Origin of the sequence: Microbacterium sp. B24 (assembly GCF_000333415.1) — a bacterium.
Taxonomy (GTDB): Bacteria; Actinomycetota; Actinomycetes; order Actinomycetales; family Microbacteriaceae; genus Microbacterium.
This window is the reverse complement of sequence record NZ_BADB01000369.1, coordinates 1-226: the sequence shown is the minus strand read 5'-3', so window position 1 is coordinate 226 and position 226 is coordinate 1. Positions and strand designations below refer to the sequence as shown.

Sequence of the window (226 nt, the reverse complement as noted above, 5' to 3'; positions counted from 1 at the left end):
CCGCGTGCCCCTCCCCTCGCCCGAAAGGCACCATATGTCTCCAACGCGCTACCCCTCGCGCGCCCACCGCAATCAGACCTTCCGGCGCGGAGAGGCGCACTCCCGCGCGGTGCGCGAGACCGTCGCGAGTTGGGTCGACGGCATCCCGCCCGCCGACCCGGTCCCTGTCGTCACCTACGCAGCCGACCTGTTGCCCACGACTCTAGAGGATCCCCGGGACCGAGCT

At 71.2% G+C, this 226-nt stretch carries 1 protein-coding gene; it reads left to right on the top strand.

Going from position 1 to position 226, the window contains the following annotated elements; all coding sequences use genetic code 11:
• Positions 1-34: 34 nt before the first annotated feature.
• Positions 35-226 (top strand): hypothetical protein (locus I5I_RS09765; protein WP_036318898.1); only part of this gene is annotated, 192 nt, incomplete at its 3' end.